At 29.2% G+C, this 2,906-nt stretch carries 1 protein-coding gene and 1 pseudogene; both read left to right on the top strand.

All coding sequences use genetic code 11. From position 1 onward, the window contains the following. Window positions 1-394: pseudogene (locus L8U00_RS07715) on the top strand (hypothetical protein); the annotation flags it as partial. Window positions 395-431: 37 nt separating this feature from the next. Then, window positions 432-2,906 (top strand): hypothetical protein (locus tag L8U00_RS07710; protein ID WP_263709101.1); only part of this gene is annotated, 2,475 nt, incomplete at its 3' end.

Genomic DNA, 2,906 nt, shown 5'->3' with positions numbered 1-2,906 from the left:
ATCGATGGATAATCAAAGTATGCAAGAGTTTGCAGATGGAAAACTTGCTTTTAATACTTTCTCCCCAGTGTTTAAACCAAATGGTGGTAATGTAGTAAATATGGGTAATATTAATGCCAAAAACGTTACTTTACAAGGCAATAAAGTAGTATTAGATGCTGATACTAATTGGGATAAAGAACACAATGGCATTAAATTTGGAAAAGTCAATGCTGAAAATATAAACTTAGAGGGCAATGAAGTTTATATTAATGTTGCTGGTGTAAATGCTAACAAAATACAATCAATAAATGTTGATGCTAAAACAAAAGGTTCTATGTATTTAAACGCTAGTGGATATTATTACAACCCCGATTCTTTTAAAGTGTTTAATAAAATAAGCAAAAAAAAATGATAATTTTAAGGTAGATAAATATGTAGGTATAGGTTCTGTGCAAGATTGGTGGTATTTTGCTAAAGGGTGGAATGAAAACAAAGAAGGTTTTAGAGATACAGCTAGTGAGTATAGATTAACCGCTAATATCGATTTTAAAAAGCAAAACTATGCTAATTACTGGTTTGACTTAAATGGTGATGGTAAAAAAGATGCTGATGAATATACTAGTATGATAGTTGGCTATGACAATAAAAATTATTTTAATAAAATTTTTGATGGTCAAGGTTTTACTTTAAGTAATATCAATATAGACACAACAAGCTTAAAAAATAAGCCAGAATATTTAGGTGTTTTTGGCGTATTAAGAGCCGCTACTTTAAAAAATCTTAATGTTGATTATAATCAAGGAAGTATTATAGGTTCAAACGATGGCATTATTTATGCAGGTGGTATGGCCGGTATGATTATGGATGGGAGTGATGTAAGTAATATCACATTAAAAGGTATTAATAAAATCGATGCTAAATCAAAAAGTGACATTAGCTATGTAGGTGGCTTTGCTGGCATTATTGCAGATTGGGGTGGAGATTTAGATGATTGGGATGGTGTGGATTGCTATGAAGATATTTGGTGTTTCATGAAAGGAAGCTCATTTAACAACATAGCTCTTAGAGATATAGGTAAGATTTATGGCAAAGGTGATTTAGCTTATGTAGGTGGCTTTGCTGGGGGTTTATGGTCTGGAGTTTATAATTATAGCAATATAGGACATAAATTTGACAATATTGTTTTACATAATATTGATAGCATTATGGCGAAAACAGATACTCAAAGAGCGAGAGTTGGTGGTTTTGTAGGACTTATTTTTAATTCAACTCAAACAGATTTTAGCGGAGATAGAATTAATGAGTTTAATCACATAGTATTAAATGATATTGGTTTGATACAAGCTAAAAATAATGGAACTTTTGATTGGGCTCCTCCTTTTTACATTAAAGATGATGCTAATGCAGGAGGATTTGTAGGATATTCAGGTGGTCAAAATTATTACTCTAATATAGTTTTAAATAATATTAAAAAAATTCATAGCCAAAGCATTGAAAAAGCAGAAACAAGTTATGCTGGTGGTTTTATGGCATATTCTGCAAGTACAGGGCAAATTTTTTCTAATATAGTTTTAAACAACATAGGTTCTGTTGTAGCAGATGGAACAGGTTATATGGATGGCAAAACAAGAGCCGGTGGATTTGTTGCTGTGGACGGAGATAAAGGTAGAGATAAGTTTAAAAATATTTATATATTCTTTAGTCCTGATGCAAAAATCGAAGCAAATGCCAAGGAAGGAACAAATGAGTATGCTGGACTTTTCCATGCCGTTTCTAAAACAGACTCTAAACATGAAAATATTTTTATATATCATCCAAATATAACAGAAAAAGGTGATATTGCAGATACTACGAATGGATTTAATAAGATTTCATACAACAACGGTGATTATGATAGTAAATACACCGAATTTAAAAATAAAATCACAACAGATCTAAAAGATTATGGCTTACATGAAAAGGATGACTATTTTAGTTTCAATACTGATTTTGAAGTAAAACCAAGTGAAGATATCTTTAGACCTGATGTAGAAAAGATTAAAGATAAAACAGCCACTTTAGATCAAGGTGATTTAATTAGCAAAGATATATGGGATTATATTATAAATGATATTGATAAGGTTCATTATAATATAGATATTAGATTATTAGCTAAATTACTAAGTGAATATAGCAATATATCAAATAAAACAGAAGATGAGCAGGTTGAGTTTGTAACCACATACTTAGGTGTAAAAGAAAATGATGCTAGAGCTTTATTGCAAAGTTTGAGCTTTTTAAATGCATATAAAGATCATGATATAAACAAAGCTAAATTTACCAATGAAACAGTAAAAGCTAGTTTTGTAAAATCTTTTGAAAATGCTGATACTAAATTTACAGATTTTAACAATAATAAAAACAAACTGTATAACAATCTAAATGATCTTAATAAAAATATAGTATCAAAAGGTTTTGATATTGAATACTTACTTGAAGTTAATCAAGAAAAATTAGCCAAATTTATAAAAGCTTATAATGATTATATAGTTTTAATAGAAAAAGGCTTGAAAAATGAAAATGATCCTGCATTTATAAATATTAAAAATACTATCATACAGCTTAATGATGAAGCTAAAAATCTTTATGCACAATTGCTTGACTATAAAGATCAACTTCAAGATTTTAAAGATAATAACGAATTTAAAAAAGTTATCATAGCTGGAGATTTTAAAACTATTCCTTTATTAATAACTCCTGATATTAACAAACCTATCAATGGAGGTGGTGAAGATGGTGATTATGAAAAAATCTCTCGTCAAATAGCTGATTTGCAAAAACAAACACCTACCTTTGAATATGAAGAAGAAGAAACCGAGGAAGTTGAAGAATCTGCATTTAAACAAAAAGGAAAAACTTGTATAGTTAGTGATAACTTTAAAACC

Source organism: Campylobacter sp. IFREMER_LSEM_CL2256, assembly GCF_025771645.1.
GTDB lineage: Bacteria > Campylobacterota > Campylobacteria > Campylobacterales > Campylobacteraceae > Campylobacter_D.
The sequence above is the reverse complement of the archived record's forward strand: the minus strand, read 5'-3'. Positions and strand labels throughout refer to the sequence as shown.